This is a genomic window from Myroides sp. C1519 (genome assembly GCF_038039755.1).
Taxonomy (GTDB): Bacteria; Bacteroidota; Bacteroidia; order Flavobacteriales; family Flavobacteriaceae; genus Flavobacterium; species Flavobacterium phaeum_A.
Genome location: NZ_JBBPHM010000046.1, coordinates 1 through 2,337, shown reverse-complemented (window position 1 = coordinate 2,337; position 2,337 = coordinate 1). Strand labels below are relative to the sequence as shown.

Sequence of the window (2,337 nt, the reverse complement as noted above, 5' to 3'; positions counted from 1 at the left end):
TTTAAGGGATACACTTCGAAATTTATTATTTAAACAAATCCCTCAAAAAGGAAATGATACTGTTCAAATTAAAGAAATTTTAAATTATGAACAACCTTCTAAATATATTGTGAGAAATACTGACTATTCTTCTGATATAGAGTTAACTCCAGTATTAACTGCGAATAAGGCTTTTATACTCGGATATACTAATGAGAACTTTGACATTTATAATAAAGGACAATGTATAATTTTTGATGATTTTACAATGGCTATAAAATTTGTCGATTTTCCATTTAAAGTAAAATCTTCAGCAATAAAGATTCTAACTGTAAAAGATAACATAAATTTAATATATATATTTGAATATCTATCTTTTTTGAAATTAGCTTCAAATGAACATAAACGTCATTATATATCAGAAGTTGAACAACTTGTTTTAATACTTCCTAGTGAGAATGAGCAAAATAAGATAGCTAATCTATTAACATTAGTTCAAAATAAACAAGATATTGAAGCGCAAAAAGTTATGCTTTTAACTAAGCAGAAAAATTATTTATTAAGCAATTTATTTAAATAAATTGCTTAATAAATAGCTCTTTTGATCTTTAAAAAATTTTAATATTTGATATTCAGTTATTATTTTCGTGTTAAGAGAAGACAGAAAATATGCTATCTTTTCTTGTTCTTCTTTACAAGGAACATTTATTGGCATGGATAAAAACATTGGTAATCTCAACGACTTGACAGTAGATCCTACAGCTTGAGATTGAAGATATTGATTATTATTAAGCATGTGAAAAAATAAATATTTCCCTATAATATTTTTAAAATCAAAAATAGCGTATGCTCGTTGATGCAAGTCAAATTTTCCATTATAGTATTTTGGTTTAAACTCTTGTCCTTCTCCTGGTACTATTATAGCTTCCTTGTTAAATAAATATTTATTACTAGTTCTAGTGTCTTGAGATCTATCAAAGAAAATATACTTACCATTCAAAATAGAGTCTTCTTTATTTGATGAACCTGTTGTTATAGTTGAAAGATTACCAAGTACATTTTTATTCCAAATAGGAAATGATTCTTCTTTATTCGTTTTAAAACTTACCTCTTGTTTAAAAATTTTACTACTAATTGTATCCACAAAGGATCTTAAATCCTTAATTAAAGGACTTTGTCAAAAGTTATTTCAAAACGAAAATAATAAAGATTGGTCTGAGCAATTCTTAGAAAATGTACTAGAAGAACGCAAAGAAGTAAATACAAATAATTATACTGTACACTCTGTATCAGTAAGCAAAGGAGTAATTAATCAAGTTGAATACTTAGGGAGATCATTTGCGGCTAAGGATACAACGAACTACAATGTTGTCCATTATGGTGATATCGTATATACAAAAAGTCCAACAGGAGAGTTTCCTTATGGCATTATCAAACAGAGTTTTATAAAAGAGCGAGTAGCTGTATCTCCTTTATATGGAGTGTTTACAGCAAAAAACATTTATATGGCAAATATTTTACATTTTTACTTTAGCAATCCTATAAATGTACAGAATTATCTACAAAGTATGATTCAGAAAGGAGCTAAGAATACTATTAGTATTACAAATCAAAATTTCTTAAAAAAGAAGCTTTATTTACCAACTACTGAGAAAGAAGTAAAGAAAATATCTTCTCTATTAAGTACAGTTGAGTCTAAAAAGGCACTTGAGATGAATATACTTGAAAGATTACAGAACCAAAAAAAGTATTTTCAACAACAGATGTTTACCTAATAAAAAAGGCAAGAAATATTAATCATTTCTTGCCTTTTTTACTTATATGAATAACTCTTTTAATAAAAACTGTTTCTGTAAGTTTAATTGATTTAAATTCTGTTTCTCTATTTCTATCTTTTTATCAATAGAGGATAAGAGATCTTCGATTTTATCTTGTTCTGTGGGAGAAGGACAATAAATCAAGGCTTCACCATAGTCTTTAAAATAAATGTGAGGAATACCAGAGCCAACTTTATATTTCTCGAAATTGAAAAATTTCAAACAATATAGAATATACTTTAAGTTTACTTGTGACTTAATTGTTAAATAATTTAAAGTACCAATAACTGAGAACTTATTCGTAGCATATTGAACTTTTCCAACTCCAGAACCATCTTTAATAATCAGTATAGCATCTTTATCAATTTGATAATCTGCTGTATAAGTAATGATTCCTGTAGCTCCATAAACTGGATGAATTCCTTGTTGAGTAATAACATTAGATTCTGTTAATGATGAAGAATAACATTTAACAAAATGGTTTAATTTTGTATTTGGCACCTGTTTTAAAATAAGATCAATACAAAGTCCTTTAATTAAT

Annotated in this window: 3 protein-coding genes and 1 pseudogene; 2 read left to right on the top strand and 2 right to left on the bottom strand. The window is 26.5% G+C overall.

Annotation, left to right across the window (positions count from 1 at the left end):
* Positions 1–559: pseudogene (locus AABL81_RS13490) on the top strand (hypothetical protein); the annotation flags it as partial.
* Here the strand turns inward: AABL81_RS13490 and AABL81_RS13485 are convergent.
* Positions 548–1,123 carry a restriction endonuclease subunit S gene (locus AABL81_RS13485; RefSeq protein WP_341341323.1) on the bottom strand — a complete coding sequence of 192 codons (576 nt, stop codon included), beginning with the start codon at positions 1,121–1,123 and terminating at the stop codon, positions 548–550. The pseudogene AABL81_RS13490 and the gene AABL81_RS13485 overlap by 12 nt on opposite strands.
* A 361-nt stretch (positions 1,124–1,484) precedes the next feature.
* On the opposite strand from AABL81_RS13485, the gene AABL81_RS13480 reads away from it, so the two are divergent.
* Entirely contained in the window at positions 1,485–1,754 is a 270-nt protein-coding gene (locus AABL81_RS13480) for a hypothetical protein (protein WP_341341322.1), read from the top strand.
* A gap of 42 nt (positions 1,755–1,796) precedes the next feature.
* Here AABL81_RS13480 and AABL81_RS13475 read toward each other — a convergent pair.
* Positions 1,797–2,337: restriction endonuclease subunit S (locus AABL81_RS13475; protein ID WP_341341321.1), on the bottom strand; the 541-nt coding region annotated here is incomplete at its 5' end.